We start from the raw sequence: 17,096 nt of genomic DNA on the forward strand, positions 1-17,096 counted from the left end.
GTCCACCCCCGGCGCAGCCCCGCAGGCAGCGGTCTCAGTCGGAGCCGGGTGCCGCCGACTGCACCACCTCGAACGACCACAGCGTGGCCCCGCTCGCCGCGGGAGCGCCGGCCCCACCGTGGCCCCCAGGATGCCCAGGACCGCTATGACCAGGACCGCTGTGACCAGCACCGTCGGCCGGTGCGTTCGCCGCGGCCTCGGCGGCCGCGCGGCGGTGGCCCTCCTCGAACGCCTGCGAGGACTGCCACTTCTGGAAGTCCTCCTCGCTGCGCCAGCGGGTGTAGACGAGGTAGGTGTCCGTTCCTTCGATCGGGCGCAGCAGCTCGAACCACTCGAACCCGTCGGCCTGCTCGACCATCCCGGCCCGACCGGCGAACCGCTGTTCCAGGGCGGCCCGCATCTCGGCGGGCACGGTCAGCGCATTGATCTTGACGACGCTCATGTGTTCACCGTAATGCGAAAGGTTCCCCGGCAGTGCGAAGGTTCCCCGGCAGTGCGAAGGTCCCCCGGCGGCGCCACTAGAGTGCCCCGACGTGACAGGTCTTCCCCGCGTCGCCGTCCTCGGCATGGACACGGCCACCGCCGCCGCGACGATCTCCCTCGTCGACGGGGGGCTCGCGGTCACCGCCTACTCCCCCGGCCACGTGCCGTTGCCCGCCCATGCCCGCCTCGCCGCCTACGGCTGCGCCGACCGGGTTGTCGCGGTGTCGACCGGCACCCTGCGGCTGGCGGCCGGCTCGGCGACGGCGCCGCCCTTCGAGGTCCACGGCGTCCGGGCCGACTCCCAGACCTCGATGGCATCCCCTGGCCCGGCCGCCGCGGGGGCCGAGGCCGGGGATCTGCTCGGCGTGTTCGACGCGGTGGTGCTGGGCGACGGCACCGATGGGCTGGGGCCCGGCGGGCCGGGCTCGCCCCGCTTCGGCGGCGTGTTCGACCTGGCGGCCTCCTGGGTCTTCCACGTCGGCGGCTCCCCGGAGCTGGCCGGCGCGCAGGGCCGGTGGATCGGTGACTACCTGCGTGGCCGCTACGCCCCGCCCGACCTCGCGGCGATGAGCGCCCGCCCGGCGCTGCTCGGCCGGTCGATGCGCGGCGGGGTCCGCGCCGAGCTCGCCGAGCTGGACCACGAGCTGCGCGCCGGGCACGCCCGCGCCGCCAGAACCGGCTATCGGCTGCCCACCCCGGCGCTGTGACTGCCCACCCCGGCGCTGTGATGCCGGGGTGGGCGACGCCCCGACCCGAGCGCCGGATCAGCCGCCGGTGGCGGGGCGGGCCAGCCGGGCCAGGCGGCCCGCGGCGGCCTGCAGGGTGGAGAGCTTCTTGGGGAAGCCGAACCTGATGATGTGGCGCCCGTCGGCGGGATCGGCGAAGAACGACGAGCCGGGCACGGTCGCCACCCCGATGTCGGTGACCAGCCGCCGGGCCAGGGCCACATCGTCCCCGTCAGGGTCGATCGCACTGGTGTCGCACATCACGTAGTAGGCGCCATCCGGCTCCCGGAACGTGAACCCGGTGTCGGCCAGCGCGGCGCACAGCAGATCGCGGCGGGCGCGGTACTGCTCGGCCAGCCCGTCGTAGTAGGCGGGCGGCAGGCTCATCGCCGCGACACCGCCGGCCTGCAACGGCGCCGCCGCACCGACGGTCAGGAAGTCGTGGACCTTGCGGATCGCCGAGGTGTAGGCGGGCGGCGCGATCGTCCAGCCGACCCGCCAGCCCGTGACCGCGTAGGTCTTCGACAGGGCGTTGATGGTGACGGTCCGATCCTCGAGACCGGGGATCGTCGCCGGCGGGATGTGGCCGCCGGGTCCGAGGTAGTGGATGTGCTCGTAGATCTCGTCGGTGAACACCAGCGCGTCGTGGCGCTGGCAGAGCTCGGCGACCAGTTCCAGCTCGTCGCGGCGCAGCACCTTGCCGGTCGGGTTGTGCGGGGTGTTCAGGACGATGGCGCGGGTGCGGTCGCTGAAGGCCGCGCGTAGCTCCGCCGGGTCGATCGACCAGTCGGGGGCGTGCAGGCGGACCAGCCGCGGGCGGGCGCCGGACAGGATCGTGTCGGGGCCGTAGTTCTCGTAGAACGGCTCGAACATGATCACTTCGTCGCCCGGGTCGACCAGGGCCAGCATGGTGGCGATCATTGCCTCGGTCGAGCCGCAGGTCACGCAGATCTCGGTGTCCGGGTCGACCGACCAGCCCGGGTAGGTCCGCCCCACCTTCGCGGCGACCGCGGCGCGGAACTCCGCCGCCCCCCAGGTGATCGCGTACTGGTTCACGTCCGCGTCGATGGCGGCCTTGGCCGCCTCCTTCAGTTCGGGCGGGCAGGCGAAGTCGGGGAATCCCTGGGCCAGGTTCACCGCGTCATGCGCGAGGGCGAGCCGGGTCATGTCCCGGATGACGGACTCGGTGAAGGTCATCGCCTTCGCGGAGATCCGCGGCTGGGCGGGGGCGGTGGTCTGCTCGGACACCGCCCCATGGTGACATCCGGCGGACGGCCGGGTCGCCTGGGTGGCCGGTGCCGCGCCGCTCGGCCCGGGGGCCCGGACCGCGCAGCGCTCACGGTGCCACGGGACCGGGGTCCTCACCGAGCGCGTCCCAGGGCTGGCGCACGGGGCCGGCGGCCTGGCCCTGCGGGCACAGCCGGCGGAAGTCGCACCACGAGCACAGCGAGCCGGGACGCGGCGGGAAGGCCCGATCGGGGTCGCCGCCGGCGCGCAGGGCCTCGGTCGCTGCGACGGCGTCGGCCGCGACGGACTCGGCGCGCCGGACGTGGCGGGCGATGCTGTCCTCGGTGTGCTCGGCGACGGCGATCGTGCCGGTGGGCACGTGGTGCAGCTCGACCCGCCGGCAGGGCTGGCGCAGCATCCGGCCCGCGGCCAGCGCGTACAGGGCGAGCGCCGGCGAGGTGCGGGCGTCGTCGTCGGTGACGGGCCGCCGACCGGTCTTGTAATCGACGACGACGAGTTCGCCGTCGCGGTCGTCGAGGCGGTCCACCCGGCCGGAGAAGGCCAACGCCTCGGTGCGGGTGGCGACCGACCGTTCGACCCCGCGCGGTTCGGCCGCCGGGTCCAGGCCGGCCACGTAGCCGCGGACCATCTGCACGCCCCGCTCCCGCCAGCGCTGCGACTGCTCGGGGTCACGGAAGCCCTCGTCGACCCAACCCAGGCGCAGCAGCTCGGCGGCGCGCAGCGGGGTGCGCCGCTGATGCGACTCCTCCCACCACCGGCGTAGCGCGTTGTGCACGCTGACGCCGACAGAGGTGTGCGCCCACGGCGGGCCCTTCGGCGGGCGCGGCCGGTCCAGATAGATCATCCGGTAGCGGCGGGGGCAGTCCTCGAACGCGGCCAGCCGCGACGGCGTACAGGCGAACAGCTTGCGGGGCATGCCGGCGAGCTCCATCTGTGCCATCAGATCATCGTCCCACCGGCGGCGCTGCACCCGTGGCCTCGGCCACCCTGGCAAGGCGGGCGAGGGCCGCCCGCGACGCCTCGACGCGGGAGGATCTGGGGCGAGGGGGGTGACTGCGGCGCCACGTAGGTTCCTGGACGGATCCCCGCCGGGCTGGCATGCTTGCTGTATGGAGTGCAGCCGAACCTCGCACCACGGCGCGCTGCTGCCTCCGTTTTATGGGGACCGGGCACGGTCCCCGCTCCACCGCTGACCTCACGCGGTACGAGCGTCAGACCCAGGCCCGGTCCGCACCCGGGTTCTCTTGGCCTGGGCTGCGCCGGGCCTCCGATCGAAAGGCCCCTTCGTGGACAACCTCGTCGACCGTCACGACGCCGCGATCCCCGCTCCCACGGCGCCGGGCGCCACGCTCACCGGTGCGACGCGCGCGCCGATCGCGGGCGAGTCACTGACAATCAGCAACATCGCGCAGGGTCGCCAGCACATCGACGACATCGACGCCCACCTGCGCGAGCTGCTCGCCACCCGCCGCGACCTGTCCCAGCAGATCCAGGCGCTGCGCTCGGCCGAGGGCGGCCCCCGGATCGAGCACGCCCGGGAAAACGAGATCATCGCCGTCTGGGCGGACGAGCTGGGTCCCCGCGGCGTCGAGATCGCGATGGCGGTGCTGACGCTCTGCCGCGGCGCGGCGTCCAAGCCCTAGGGCGCGGGTTGGGCACGGGAATGCGCCGACAGGTGACCTGACCTGCGGCCAGAAGGTCGCATTCATCCCTCGGTGCCCTGGTCGGAGTCGCGCCCCCGCTTCTCGGCGGGGGCCTGCTCGGCGGCAACAGCCCGGTCTCGGCGGGCGGGGCGTTCGCCCTCGCGGCGCCGGCGCCGGTCGCGCCGTTCCTGGTCAGGGTCGCGGTCGGCCGTGTCCAGCTCGGCGAGCAGGGCGCGCAGCTCGGAGCGCAGGAAGTCGCGGGTGGCCAGCTCGCCGATGGTGATGCGTACCGCGGCCAGCTCCCGGGCCAGGTACTCGGTGTCGTCGCGGGTGCGGACCGACTGCTCCCGGTCCTGGGCGAGGTTCGCCCGGTCCCGGTCGTCCTGCCGGTTCTGCGCCAGCAGGATGAGCGGCGCCGCGTAGGCGGCCTGCAGCGACAGCACCAGCGTCAGGAAGATGAACGGGAACTCGTCGAACCGCCCGGAGCTGGGGACGAAGATGTTGTATGCGACCCAGAGCACGATGACGATGCTCTGGGCGACGAGGTAGCGCGCCGTTCCGATGAACCGGGCCACCCGCTCGGCGATCCGGCCGAACGCGTCCGACTCGTAGGCGGGCCGCAGCGACGCGCGCCGCGACAGCCGCGGCTGGTCCAGGCGCGAGCCGCGCCGGCGGCGTCTCACGGGGCCGCCGGCGGGCTGGCGCCCACGCCGCCCAGGGCGCCCGGTTCGCCGCCGCTCGCGGGCGGGGGGGGCGCGCCCGGCGTCGTGCTGGCGTCGATGTCGGATTCGAGCTGGCGCTCGCGCCAGTCGGCCGGCAGCGTGTGGTCGAGAACGTCGTCGACGGTGACCACACCGACGAGCCGGCCGCCGCGGTCGAGCACCGGCGCGGCGACCAGGTTGTACGACGCCAGATGCCGGGTTACCTCGGCGAGCGGGGTCTCCGGGCGCAACGACACGATGTCCACGTCGATCACCCCGCCGACCAGGGTGGACGGCGGCTCCCGCAGCAGCCGTTGGAAGTGCGCGAGGCCCAGGTAGCGCCCGGTGGGCGTCTCATACGGCGGGCGGACCACGTAGACCTGCGCGGCCAGCGCCGGGGACAGCTCCGGCTCGCGGATGCGCGCGAGCGCCTCGGCCACGGTGGCGTTCGGGGCGAGCACGACCGGCTCGCTGGTCATGATCCCACCTGCGGTGTCGTCGGCGTAGCGCAGCAGGCGACGCACGTTGGCGGCCTCGTCCGGCTCCATCAGCCGCAGCAGCCGCTCGGCGTCCTCTGCGGGTAGCTCGCCGAGCAGGTCGGCAGCGTCGTCGGGGCCCATCGCCTCCAGCACGTCGGCGGCGCGTTCCTCGGCGAGCCCGCCGAGCAGCTCCACCTGCTCGTCCTCGGGCAGCTCCTCCAGGACGTCGGCGAGCCGTTCGTCGTCGAGGGCCGCGGCGACTTCGGCGCGCCGCTTGTCGGACAGGTCGTGCAGCAGGGTCGCAAGGTCCGCGGGGCGCAGTTTCTCGAACGCGGCCAGCAGATTCGCCGCGCCCTGGCCTCCCTCGGCCAGCGACAGGCCGGTGACCTCGTCCCAGGCGACGGTGCGGACCTCGCCGCGCCGGCCCCGCCCCTTGCGCACCGCCACCTGGTCGAGCACCCAGTCCCCGCCACGGATCGGCTCGATCGCCGCGTCGACGACGGTGACCTCGGTGCCCGAGGACAGCAACGTCGCCCGGCGGTCGAGCAGTTCGCCGAGGACCCGGGTCTCGTTCGGCCGCTGCTGGAAGCGCCGCCAGCTCAGCCGGGCCGACGAGAGCACGACCGCGCCGGACTCCACGCCGGTGACCCGCCCGATCGGCACGAAGATCGACCGCCGCTGGACCTCGACCGCGAGGCCCAGCACGCGCGGCGGCTCGTGACCGAGGCGGAGCGTGACGATCACATCGTGGACCCGGCCGACCTGGTCGCCGTTCGGGTCGAGGACGAGCAGGCCGGCCAGGCGGCGGCAGTACACCCTGGACTGAGCCGGACGCGTGGGCATCGGGGTCACCGACCGCTCCCGACGTGGGCGGACATACCGCCGCGGGCCGGCGCCGAAGACCTGTTCACGGCCGGAGGCTACCCGCGCGGGCGCAGCCCGCAACCCCGACCCCGACATACCCGCCCGCGTGGGCAGTCACCTCCGGATCCCGGACCGATGTTGAGCACGATGAGTGACGAGTCGATAACATAAAGATCATGTCGCAGCGTTCCCGCCGCTCGTGCCTGGCCGTCCCCGGCTCCTCGACGAAGATGCTCGGCAAGGCCCAGGGCCTACCCGCCGACCAGGTGTTCTGCGATCTGGAGGACTCGGTGGCACCGGCCGCGAAGGAAGCCGCGCGGGCGAACGTGGTCGCGGCGCTCAACGAGGGCGACTGGGCGGGCCGGACCAGGGCTGTCCGGGTCAACGACCTGACGACCCGCTGGACCTACCGCGACGTCATCGAGGTCGTCGAGGGCGCCGGGGCGAACCTGGACTGCGTGATGCTGCCGAAGGTGCAGTCCGCCGCCCAGGTGGCGTGGCTTGACCTGCTGCTCACCCAGATCGAGAAGGTGCTGGGGTTCGAGGTCGGCCGGCTCGGGATCGAGGCACAGATCGAGACCGCGCTCGGCCTGTCGAACGTGCGCGAGATCGCCTTCGCCAGCCCTCGGATCGAGACCATCATCTTCGGTCCGGCCGACTTCATGGCGTCGATCAACATGCCGTCTCTCACGGTCGGCACGCTCAGTCCGGACTATCCGGGCGATCCCTTCCACTACGTGCTGTTCAAGATTCTGGAAGCGGCCCGCGCCCGCGGGGTGCAGGCAATCGACGGCCCCTTTCTCCAGATCCGCGACAACGACGGTTTCCGGGCGACCGCCGCCCGCTCGGCCGCACTGGGCTTCGACGGGAAATGGGTACTTCATCCCGGCCAGATCTCCGCGGCCAACGAGATCTACGCCCCACGCCAGGCCGACTACGACCACGCCGAACTGATCCTGGACGCCTACGCCTGGCACACCTCGGCCGAGGGCGGTCTGACCGGCGCGGTGATGCTCGGCGACGAGATGATCGACGAGGCCAGCCGCAAGATGGCCGAGGTCGTCGCGGGCAAGGGCCGCGCCGCGGGACTTGCCCGCACGCGGAAGTTCGAGCCGCCGGTCGGCGTCGAACGCCAGCCAGCCACGCCAGGCCGCAGGAGGGGGACGACCGATGGGCCGGATAGCGCAGACCGATGACCTGACCGACGTGCAGCGCGACATCCTCGCGGCGGTGCGCACGTTCGTCGACAAGGAAATCCTTCCGTTCGCCACCGAACTCGAACACGCTGACGAGTACCCAGAATCGATCGTCGCGTCGATGAAGGAGATGGGGCTGTTCGGAATCACTATTCCCGAGCAGTACGGCGGGCTGGGCGAGTCGCTGCTCACCTACGCGCTGGTCGTGGAGGAGATCGCCCGGGGCTGGATGAGCGTCGCCGGGGTCGTCAACACCCATTTCATCGTCGCCTACCTGATCGGCCGGCACGGCACCGCCGACCAGCGCAGCCGGCTGTTGCCGCGGATGGCGACCGGCGAGCTGCGCGGCGCGTTCTCGATGAGCGAGCCCGGCTGCGGCTCGGACGTCGCGGCCATCACCACCCGGGCCGACCGGGAAGTCGGCGACGGCGACGGCGACGCTTACGTGCTCAACGGGCAGAAGATGTGGCTGACCAACGGCGCGCGGGCCGGCATCGTCGCCACCCTGGTGAAGACTGACGAGGGCGCGGAATCGGTCTACCGGAACATGACCACCTTTCTGCTGGAGAAGGAACCGGGCTTCGGCACCCACGACGGGATCACCATTCCCGGCGGCATCGACAAGCTCGGCTACAAGGGCATCGAGACGACCGAGATGATCCTCACCGGCCACCGGGTGCCGGCCACGGCGATCCTCGGCGGTGCCGACGGCCGCGGCCAGGGCTTTTACCAGATGATGGATGGCGTCGAGGTCGGCCGGGTCAACGTCGCCGCGCGGGCCTGCGGCATCATGATCCGCGCCTTCGAGCTCGGCATCGCCTACGCGCAGACCCGGCGCACCTTCGGCCGGCCGATCGCCGAGCATCAGGCCATCGCCTTCAAGCTCGCCGAGATGGCGACCAAGGTCGAGGCCGGCCATCTGATGATGGTCAGCGCCGCCCGCAAGAAGGACTCGGGGCAGCGCAACGACGTCTCCGCCGGGATGGCGAAGTACCTGGCCAGCGAGTACTGCCACGAGGTGACGACGGAGGCGTTCCGCATCCACGGCGGCTACGGCTATTCGAAGGAGTACGAGATCGAACGCCTCTACCGGGAGGCTCCGTTCATGCTCATCGGCGAGGGCACCTCCGAGATCCAGAAGAGGATCATCAGCCGGGCTCTGCTGCGGGAGTACGACGGCACCCACTGACGCGGCGCACGGCGCTGATGCGGGCCATCTCCGCGGCCGCCCGGTCCGACCTGCGTAACCTGCTCATGACCGACCATCCGGGACAGGAGCACACTGATGCAGGTTGCCTTCGTCGGCCTCGGCACCATGGGCTTTCCCATGGCCGGCCATCTCGCCCGCGCCGGATTCGACACGGTCGTGTTCAACCGCACGGAGGCGACCGCGGCACGCTGGTCCGCCGAGCATCCGGGTCGGGTCGCGGCCACGCCGGCGCAGGCCGCGTCCGGGTCCGACGTGGTGTGCGTGTGCGTCGGGGCCGATGACGACGTCCGCGCGGTGCTGCTCGGCCCGGACGGCGCGCTCGGTGCGCTGGCGCCGGGGGCGACGATCGTCGACCACACAACGACGTCGGCGGAGCTGGCCGTCGAGATCGCGGCGCAGGTCGCGAAGGTGGGAGTCGGCTTCGTCGACGCGCCGGTATCCGGCGGGCAGGCCGGCGCCGAGGCGGGGCGCCTCAGTGTGATGTGCGGCGGCGACCCGGACACCGTCGAGGGGGTCCGGCCGGTCCTGGCCGCCTACGGCGCGACGATCACCCGCATCGGCCCGGTCGGCACCGGTCAGCTCACGAAGATGGTCAACCAGATCCTTGTCGCCGGGGCCGTCGAGGGAGCGGCCGAGGCACTGAACTTCGCGATCGCCGCCGGCCTCGACCTGGACCAGGTGCTGCCCGCCGTGTCGGGCGGCGCCGCGAGCTCCTGGTACCTGACCAACCGCGCCGCCACCATGATCCGCGACGAGTTCGACTTCGGCTTCGCCGTCGACTGGATGCGCAAGGACCTGCGGATCTGCCTGGCGGAGGCGGCCCGGCGCGGCGTCGAGGTGCCGCTGACCGAGCTCGCCGAGGCCGATCTCGCCGCCTCGCAGGCCCGCGGCGACGGGCAGCGCGACGCCACCGCCATCATCCGGCTACGCCGACCCGCCCCGACCGCCCCGGCCGAAACCGGCACCGGCGCGGCCGCTGACGCGGCGGCTGACGTCAGAGGTACTGCTTCGACGGGTTGACCATCGCACGGACGGTCTTGCCGTCGTGGAACTCGCCGATCGCGGTCATCACCCAGCTGGGGCCGCCGCGGTCGCGCTGCACCCGGCACATCACCAGGCCGGTGGACGGCTTGGACTCGGACAGGTCGAAGCGGACGAGCTCCTGGCCGGTGACGTCGTCGTAGAGCCGGCAGTAGGCGTTGCGCACGTCGGTGAACGGCTGCCCCTGGAAACTGTTCACCGTGAAGATCAGGGTGACGACGTTCAGGGGCAGCGCAGCAAGATCCACCTGGATCGTCTCGTCGTCGCCGGCGCCGTCGCCGGTGAGGTTGTCGCCGGAGTGGCGCACCGCGCCGCGCGCGCCCTTCTTGGACATGAACCAGACCTTGTCCACATCCTTGCCGCGATCGTCGAACAGGATGCAGGACGCGTCGAGGTCGATCGACCGGCCGCGCTGCGCCGGATCCCACCCCAGACCCATCCGCACCCGGGTGAGCGGCGGGGCGCCGGTCTTCACCAGCGACACGCTCTGGCCCTTGGCCAGCGAGACCCGGCCCTTGTCCAGGTTGACCCGGCCGCCTGGCTGGCCGGCTGGCACGGGCGGCGTACCAGGAGGCCCCCACGGCTGACCGGGCGGCGGCTGCGGCGCACCCCACTGCGGCGCCCCGGGAGGCGGCCCCCACTGCTGACCGGGCTGCTGCGGCGGCGGCGCGCCGAGGGGCGGGCCCCACGGCCGGCCGGGCGGCGGCGCGCCCCACTGCTGGCCGCCGGGCGGCCCGGCCGCGGGCAGCGGCGGCGCGGCAGGCGGCGCCCACTGCTGGCCGGCGGGCTGCGGCTGCGCCGCGGGCGGGGACCCGCCGGAGGTGCCGGGATCGTCGACGGCGATGCCGAAGTCGGTGGCGATGCCGGCAAGCCCGGCGGCGTAGCCCTGCCCGACCGCGCGGGCCTTCCACGCGCCGGCCCGGCGGTAGAGCTCGACGAGGATGAGCGCGGTCTCAGCGCCGAGCCCGGCGGGGTCGAACCGGACCAGCTCGGCGCCGCCGCGGGTGTCGCGCACCGAGATGCCCAGGCCCCGCACGCCCGCGAACGTCACCGGGCCGCTGCCGTCCAGGCTGCCCGTGATGACGACCTTGTCGATGTCCGGTGGGACGGCGGCGAGGGTGAACTCGAGCGCCGACGGCGGCAGCAGCCACACCCCCGGGCCGGTCGGCTGGTTGAAGAAGACGAAGTCGTTGTCGGTGCGCACCTTGCCGGCGGCGGTCACCAGGATCGCGGCGATGTCCAGCGAGCTCGACGAGGCGATCTCCACCCGCACGTCGGTGGTGGGCAGCGGCGCATTGCCGCCCTTCGTCAGCACCTGTCCCATAGCCGTAGCCTCTCCGAGGTCGTCACGCACCATATTGAACGCCCCCACCGGGTACGACGGTTCCCGGACGCCGGCCGGCGACACGGGCGCTCCCGCCGACCCTACGATCGATCCCATGCGAACAGCGGCACGGGTCCCATGAGCGATAGCGCCGCCCTGCGACGATCGGTCGAGGGGCACGTCGCGGCGCTGTTCGGCCGGGACACCGGCCGCGCCTCGGTGACCTTCCTCGGCACCGAGCAGATGGACGTGCTGCGGTTCGGCCCCGACCGCGACGGCCTCGTCCGCTATCTCACCCTCGGCATGTCCCGGGAGCCGATGACGGCGTCCGACTCCGCCGTGCGCGACCCAGCCGGGCCGCGGGCGGAGCTGGTGTTGTCGCTGCGTGGCCGGCGCGACAGCGTGCTGCGCCGGCTCGCCGTGCTCGCGGCCGTGCCCGCCGTCGAGGGCCGGCCGATCGCCCCCGGCGCCGGCCTGGACCTCGGTGAGCCGCTGTGGGACGGTGCGCCGTTCACCGCGGTGCTGGTCGGCGAGCCCGGCGGCCTGATCCCCGACCTGCCGCTCGCGGACGCCGTGGACGACCCGGCGTTCGCCGCCGCCGCGCCGGTGCGCTTCCTGCCCGTACTGCCGATGACGATGAACGAGGCCGCCTTCAAGCGGGTGCACGGCCCCGAGGCGCTGCACCAGCGCTGGCTGGCCGCGGGCACCGACCTACGCGACCCGCACCGCCGCGAGGTCGACCTCGGCTGAGGCCGTCCGCGCGGACCCGACTACACGGCGACACGGCGACACGGCGACACGGCGACACGACTACACGACTACACGACTACACGGCGCGAAGGATGACTACCCTCTGCAGTCAAAAGGGCATGCGGCGCACCGCCGGCGCTGCGTCCGGAGGGGGTCCGTCATGCAGTTCGGCCGCTGGTTCGAGGAGTTCGAGGTCGGCGCCGTCTACCGGCACTGGCCGGGCAAGACCGTCACCGAGTACGACAACCACCTGTTCTGCCTGCTCACGATGAACCACCATCCCCTGCACCTGGACAGCCACTACGCCGAGCGGAACACCCAGTTCAAACGGAACGTGGTGGTCGGCAACTACGTGTACTCCCTGCTGCTGGGCATGTCGGTCCCGGATGTCTCCGGCAGGGCCATCGCCAACCTGGAGGTCGAGTCGCTGCGGCACGTCGCGCCGGTGTTCCACGGCGACACGATCTACGGCGAGTCGACCGTGCTCGGCAAGGTCCCCTCGCGCAGCCGCGACGACCGAGGCGTCGTCACCGTGGAGACCCGCGGCCACAACCAGGACGGCGTGCTCGTGTGCATCTACCAGCGCAAGGTGATGGTCCCGACGCGGGCCTTCGGCGAGGCGCACGGCGGTGAGCAGCCCGGCCGTCCCCATCCCGCCCACGCCTGAGCCGCGCCCAAGCCGCACCCGCTCCAGCTGACCGGCTGGCTGGCCGGCTGGCCGGCTGGCCGGCTGGCCGGCTGAATTGCAGGAGGTTGATGACGGCCCAGAGGCCCCGGAACCGGCATTAACCTCCTGCAATTTCCGTCAGGCCGCCTGGATCGGCCTGGATCGGCCGGAAGACCGGACCGGCTGGAAGACCGGACCGGCCGGCGGCGAAGCGGCCTCGCGGCGGCGCACATAGCGGGCTGATGCCGGATAGGTGCGCAATCATGTGCGGGTCCGGACGTCCCCGGCAATCTGCAGGCACTACCCTCCGAATCTGTGACCGGTTTTGCCGCGGCGGGCCCCGAGCGTCCCCTTCGATCCCGTCCATCCGACACCGGCTCCGAGACCGGCTCCGAGACAGCGCCGAGTGGGCGTCCGCACCGGCGGGCGGTGCTGCTCGGCGGGCTGGGGCTCAGCGGCGCGGCGGCGGCCGCGGTGGGGCTGGCGGCCTGCGGCGGCTCGGGCGATCCGAGACCGATCCCGGCTCCGACGCTGCGTGCCCCGACCCCCGTCCCCGGGGTGACCGAAGGCGTGTTCGGCGTGGGCGTGGCCAGCGGCGACCCGCTGCCCGACGGCGTCATCCTGTGGACCCGCCTGGCGCCGCGCCCCAGCGAGGGCGGCGGGATGCCCTCGCGCGACGTCCCGGTCGACTGGCAGATCGCCACCGACGAGCGCTTCCGCTCGGTGGTGCGCGCCGGCACCCAGACCGCGCAGGCGGCGTTCGCCCATTCGGTGCACGTCGACGTCCGCGGCCTGGAGCCGGGACACGACTACTTCTACCGTTTCCGTGCCGGCACCGTGCTCAGCCCCGTCGGCCGGACCAGGACCGCCGCCGCCCCGCAGGCCGGTGCGGACGGAGCCGGCGGGGCGCTGACCCTCGCGCTGGCCTCCTGCCAGGACTTCCAGAACGGCTACTGGCCGGCCTTCGACGCCATCGCCGCGGACGCGCCGGATCTCGTCCTGCACGTCGGCGACTACATCTACGAGTACGACCCGGACAGCCGGTTCCCGGACCGCGTGCACACCACCCCCCAGCAGCCCGGACTCGACCAGCTCCAGACTCTGGCGGACTACCGCAACCGCTACGGCCAGTACAAGGCGGACCCGGCGCTGCAGGCCGCCCACCTCGCCGCGCCCTGGGTCGTCACCTGGGACGACCACGAGGTGGAGAACAACTACGCGGGCCTCGTCGACGAGGCCGGTGACGCCGGCGACCGCCACCAGGACCCGGCCGCCTTCGCCCGCCAGCGGGCCGCCGCCTACCAGGCGTACTACGAACACATGCCGATCCGGGTCGATCTCAACCCGGGCTCGCCCGACCTGCGCATCTACCGCCGACTCGCCTTCGGCAGCCTGCTGACGCTCAACGTCATGGACACCCGCCAGTACCGGACCCCGGTGCCGGGCAACTCACCGGAGGCCATCGGCCCGGCCTCCCTCGGCGTCGGCAACACCGGTGGCACGATGGCCGGGGCGGCCCAGGAACGCTGGCTGCGCGCGGGGCTCGACGCGTCCCGGACCCGATGGAACGTGATCGCACAGCAGACGATGATGGGCCAGCTTGACGGCCAGCTGTCCATCGGGGCGGGGACCATCCTGACCAACCTCGACGAGAACGACGGCTACCGTCCCTACCGGCGCCGGCTGCTGACCGGGGTGCGTGACAGCGGGGCCCGCAATCCCGTGGTGCTCTCCGGGGATCTCCACTGCGCCTGGGTGAACGACCTGCGGGTCGACTTCGACCGGCCGGAGACGCCCGCGGTCGCGACGGAATTCGTCTGCACCTCGATCAGCTCGGCCTTCTTCCTCATCAACGACGAATTCGTCCAGGAGAACAACGCCCGTTTCAACCCGCACGTCCGCTACTTCCGCGGCGATCGCCGAGGATACACCCGGATTCGGGTGACGCCGACGGAGTGGCGTGCGGACATGCGGATCGTCGCAGACCTCTCCCGACCGGACTCGCCGGTCTCCACCGACGCCACCTGGATCGTCGAGGACGGTGTTCCCGGCGCCCAGCCGGCCTGACCGCCGCCACGGATCGGCGGCACGGATCGGCCGGCACGAAGACAATTCAATTACCACGAATCCCCCAGATTGCTCGGCGGGGCATCGCGAAACATATCGAAGAAAACGCGACTCGCCTCCGGCCGGAATCCCGTCCGGCACGTTAGGCTGCCGCCGGCCGACCGCCCCTGAACCGCGGTCGCCGGCGGCGCCGGCCCGGCCTGCTGGCCGCCGCCCGCACGCCGCGGCCCGCCCGCGGTGCCACGCGGACGACGAGGAACCGGGAGCCGAGTGTGACGATTCTCCAGGAGCCGCAGGAACCGGCATCATACACCCGGTACAGCCCGGCGAGTACTGGCACAACGCATACCAGGAAGCACCCGAACCTGCTCGGCTACCTGCGGACGACGTCCCACAAGGACATCGCCGTGATGTACTTCGTCACCGCGTTCGGTTTCTTCCTGTTCGCCGGGGTTCTGGCCGTCATGATGCGGGCGGAGCTCGCCCGGCCGGGGCTGCAGTACTTCTCCAACGAGCAGTACAACCAGCTGTTCACGATCCACGGCACGATCATGCTGCTGCTGTTCGCGACGCCGTTGGCGTTCGCGTTCGCGAACCTCCTGGTGCCGTTGCAGATCGGCTCCCCCGACGTGGCGTTCCCCCGGCTGAACTCGCTGTCGTACTGGTTCTTCCTGTTCGGCGGGCTGACCGTCATCGCCGGGTTCCTCACCCCGGACGGCGCCGCCGACTTCGGCTGGTTCGCCTACGCCCCGCTCAACAGCAGGATCTACTCGCCCAGCACCGGCGGCGACCTGTGGGTCCTGGGCCTGGTGGTGTCCGGGCTCGGCACCATCCTCGGCGCCGTCAACATGATCACCACGATCCTGACGCTGCGCGCGCCCGGCATGACGATGTTCCGGCTGCCCATCTTCTGCTGGACGTTCCTGGTGACGTCGATCCTGGTGATCGTCGCGTTCCCGGTGCTGGCCGCGCAGCTGCTGTCGCTGGAGGCGGACCGCCGGTTCGGCGCGCACGTGTTCGACGCGGCGAACGGCGGCGCGATCCTGTGGCAGCACCTGTTCTGGTACTTCGGCCACCCCGAGGTCTACATCATCGCCCTGCCGTTCTTCGGCATCATCAGCGAGATCCTCCCGGTCTTCTCCCGAAAACCCCTGTTCGGCTACAAGGGGCTGGTCTTCGCCACGATCGGGATCGGGGTTCTGTCCATCGCCGTGTGGGCGCACCACATGTATGTCACCGGCGCGGTGCTGCTGCCGTTCTTCGCCTTCCTGTCGTTCCTCATCGCGGTGCCGACCGGCATCAAGTTCTTCAACTGGATCGGCACGATGTGGCGCGGTCAGCTCACCTTCGAAACGCCGATGCTGTTTGCGCTCGGCTTCCTGGTGACTTTCCTGCTGGGCGGGCTGACCGGGGTGATACTGGCCAGCCCGCCGAACGACTTCCACGTCAGCGACAGCTACTTCGTCGTCGCCCACTTCCACTACGTCGTGTTCGGCACCGTGGTCTTCGCCGCGTTCGGCGGCACCTACTTCTGGTTCCCGAAGATTACCGGGCGGATGATGAACGACCGGCTGGGCAAGGTCCATTTCTGGACCATGTTCCTCGGTTTCCACACCACGTTCCTGGTGCAGCACTGGCTCGGCGTGCGTGGCATGCCGCGGCGCTACGCCGACTACGGTCCGGCCGACGGTTTCACCACCCTGAACACGGTCTCGACCGCCGGCGCATTCCTGCTGGCGATGTCGACGCTGCCGCTCATCTACAACCTGTGGCACTCCTACCGGCATGGCGAGCTCGCCACCGTCGACGACCCGTGGGGGTACGGCAACTCGCTGGAATGGGCGACGTCCTGCCCGCCGCCGCGGCACAACTTCCGGTCGCTGCCGCGGATCCGCTCCGAGCGGCCCGCCTTCGACCTGCACTACCCGCAGGTCAGCGGCCTCGTCGACTACCACGCGACGTCGGAGCTCGCCGACGCGCACACGCAGCCCGCACAACGGGAGGACTAACCGCGTCCTGACGTCTGGCCGCCTGGTCCGGTTGCGGTGCGGCCGGGCGGGACGAGTAGGCGCAGTGCGGCCGGGCGGACGACGATCTCCGTGGGCAGGTCGGCCAGCGGGTCCCCGTCGGCGTACACCGCGAGCGGCCGGTCGGCGCTGATGCGCACCCGTTGCCCGCGCAGCACCCGTACGTGGCGGGTGTGAACGTGCCGGCCGGCGAACACCCGCGGGAACAGCGCCAGGAAGGTCAGCCGGGACGTCCGCGAGACCAGCACGATCTCCAGCAGCCCGTCGGCGAGGTCGGCGTCGGGGGCGAAGCGCATCCCGCCGCCGTAGTAGGCCGCGTTGGCCGCGGCGACCGTCCAGCCATGCAGCGTTCGGGGCGGCTCGTCGTCGACCGTCACCGTGAAGCGCACCGGCCGCCAGGCCGCCACCGCCCGCAGTGCCGCATAGGTGTAGACGTGCCGCCCCCGCAGCAGCCGGGTCCGGTTGGCGATGACCTGCACGTCGGAGTCGAACCCGACGCTGGCGATCCCCAGGTACGGCCGGCCGGCGACCTCCGCCAGGTCCACCCGCCGTTCCCGGAACCCCGCCAGCTCGGCGGCGACGCGGCAGGGGTCGGCGGGCAGGCCCAGGCCGCGGGCGAAGTCGTTGCCGCGGCCCCCGGGCAGCACGGCGAGCAGCCCACCCGCCCGGGG

Annotated in this window: 16 protein-coding genes; 9 read left to right on the top strand and 7 right to left on the bottom strand. The window is 72.2% G+C overall.

The genetic code is table 11. The annotated features are described in order from the left end of the window. Positions 1–34: 34 nt before the first annotated feature. A complete protein-coding gene (locus NBZ85_RS03105) occupies positions 35–442 on the bottom strand; it encodes an antibiotic biosynthesis monooxygenase family protein (protein WP_261553665.1) in 408 nt (135 codons plus the stop codon). A 91-nt stretch (positions 443–533) separates the two neighbouring features. Between NBZ85_RS03105 and NBZ85_RS03110 the strand changes: the two genes are divergently transcribed. Next, positions 534–1,190, top strand: coding sequence for a hypothetical protein (locus NBZ85_RS03110; protein WP_261553666.1), 657 nt, complete (start codon positions 534–536; stop codon positions 1,188–1,190). A 57-nt stretch (positions 1,191–1,247) separates the two neighbouring features. On the opposite strand, the gene NBZ85_RS03115 is transcribed toward NBZ85_RS03110, so the two are convergent. Continuing rightward, entirely contained in the window at positions 1,248–2,456 is a 1,209-nt protein-coding gene (locus tag NBZ85_RS03115) for a pyridoxal phosphate-dependent aminotransferase (RefSeq protein WP_261553667.1), read from the bottom strand. Positions 2,457–2,544: 88 nt separating this feature from the next. Further along, entirely contained in the window at positions 2,545–3,396 is an 852-nt protein-coding gene (locus NBZ85_RS03120; protein WP_261553668.1) for a RecB family exonuclease, read from the bottom strand. Between the two features lie 346 nt (positions 3,397–3,742). Between NBZ85_RS03120 and NBZ85_RS03125 the strand changes: the two genes are divergently transcribed. Next, positions 3,743–4,099, top strand: a complete 357-nt coding sequence (locus NBZ85_RS03125) for a chorismate mutase (RefSeq protein WP_261553669.1) — start codon at positions 3,743–3,745, stop codon at positions 4,097–4,099. Positions 4,100–4,161: 62 nt separating this feature from the next. Here the strand turns inward: NBZ85_RS03125 and NBZ85_RS03130 are convergent, their stop codons facing one another. Beyond that, complete coding sequence (locus tag NBZ85_RS03130; RefSeq protein ID WP_261553670.1) at positions 4,162–4,782, bottom strand: DUF1003 domain-containing protein; 621 nt, start codon at positions 4,780–4,782, stop codon at positions 4,162–4,164. After that, positions 4,779–6,122: a magnesium transporter MgtE N-terminal domain-containing protein gene (locus NBZ85_RS03135; protein WP_261553671.1), complete on the bottom strand. Its 1,344-nt coding sequence runs from the start codon at positions 6,120–6,122 to the stop codon at positions 4,779–4,781. The genes NBZ85_RS03130 and NBZ85_RS03135 overlap by 4 nt, the downstream gene beginning before the upstream one ends. 197 nt (positions 6,123–6,319) lie before the next feature. On the opposite strand from NBZ85_RS03135, the gene NBZ85_RS03140 reads away from it, so the two are divergent. The 3 genes from NBZ85_RS03140 to NBZ85_RS03150 all read left to right on the top strand — a co-directional run bounded on the left by NBZ85_RS03140 (position 6,320) and on the right by NBZ85_RS03150 (position 9,569). After that, entirely contained in the window at positions 6,320–7,339 is a 1,020-nt protein-coding gene (locus NBZ85_RS03140) for an HpcH/HpaI aldolase/citrate lyase family protein (protein WP_261553672.1), read from the top strand. Next, the gene (locus NBZ85_RS03145) at positions 7,314–8,528 is read left to right on the top strand and encodes an acyl-CoA dehydrogenase family protein (RefSeq protein WP_261561488.1); all 1,215 of its coding nucleotides are present in this window, start codon (positions 7,314–7,316) and stop codon (positions 8,526–8,528) included. Before NBZ85_RS03140 ends, NBZ85_RS03145 begins: the two co-directional genes overlap by 26 nt. A 96-nt stretch (positions 8,529–8,624) precedes the next feature. Then, positions 8,625–9,569 (top strand): NAD(P)-dependent oxidoreductase, encoded by a 945-nt coding sequence (locus NBZ85_RS03150; RefSeq protein ID WP_261553674.1) that lies wholly within the window; start codon positions 8,625–8,627, stop codon positions 9,567–9,569. Here the strand turns inward: NBZ85_RS03150 and NBZ85_RS03155 are convergent. Further along, positions 9,544–10,914 (bottom strand): TerD family protein, encoded by a 1,371-nt coding sequence (locus NBZ85_RS03155; RefSeq protein WP_261561489.1) that lies wholly within the window; start codon positions 10,912–10,914, stop codon positions 9,544–9,546. The genes NBZ85_RS03150 and NBZ85_RS03155 overlap by 26 nt on opposite strands. Positions 10,915–11,052: 138 nt before the next feature. On the opposite strand from NBZ85_RS03155, the gene NBZ85_RS03160 reads away from it, so the two are divergent. The 4 genes from NBZ85_RS03160 to ctaD all read left to right on the top strand — a co-directional run bounded on the left by NBZ85_RS03160 (position 11,053) and on the right by ctaD (position 16,407). Further along, positions 11,053–11,664 carry a suppressor of fused domain protein gene (locus tag NBZ85_RS03160; RefSeq protein ID WP_261553676.1) on the top strand — a complete coding sequence of 204 codons (612 nt, stop codon included), beginning with the start codon at positions 11,053–11,055 and terminating at the stop codon, positions 11,662–11,664. A 103-nt stretch (positions 11,665–11,767) separates the two neighbouring features. Continuing rightward, entirely contained in the window at positions 11,768–12,331 is a 564-nt protein-coding gene (locus NBZ85_RS03165; protein ID WP_368861330.1) for a MaoC family dehydratase, read from the top strand. Positions 12,332–12,760: 429 nt separating this feature from the next. After that, positions 12,761–14,398 (top strand): alkaline phosphatase D family protein, encoded by a 1,638-nt coding sequence (locus NBZ85_RS03170; RefSeq protein WP_261553678.1) that lies wholly within the window; start codon positions 12,761–12,763, stop codon positions 14,396–14,398. Positions 14,399–14,670: 272 nt separating this feature from the next. Continuing rightward, a complete protein-coding gene (gene ctaD, locus NBZ85_RS03175) occupies positions 14,671–16,407 on the top strand; it encodes an aa3-type cytochrome oxidase subunit I (RefSeq protein WP_261553679.1) in 1,737 nt (578 codons plus the stop codon). Here ctaD and NBZ85_RS03180 read toward each other — a convergent pair. Continuing rightward, positions 16,404–17,096: diacylglycerol/lipid kinase family protein (locus NBZ85_RS03180; protein ID WP_368861328.1), on the bottom strand; the 693-nt coding region annotated here is incomplete at its 5' end. The genes ctaD and NBZ85_RS03180 overlap by 4 nt on opposite strands.

This window comes from Frankia tisae, assembly GCF_025403405.1.
In the GTDB taxonomy this organism is placed as follows: Bacteria; Actinomycetota; Actinomycetes; order Frankiales; family Frankiaceae; genus Frankia; species Frankia tisai.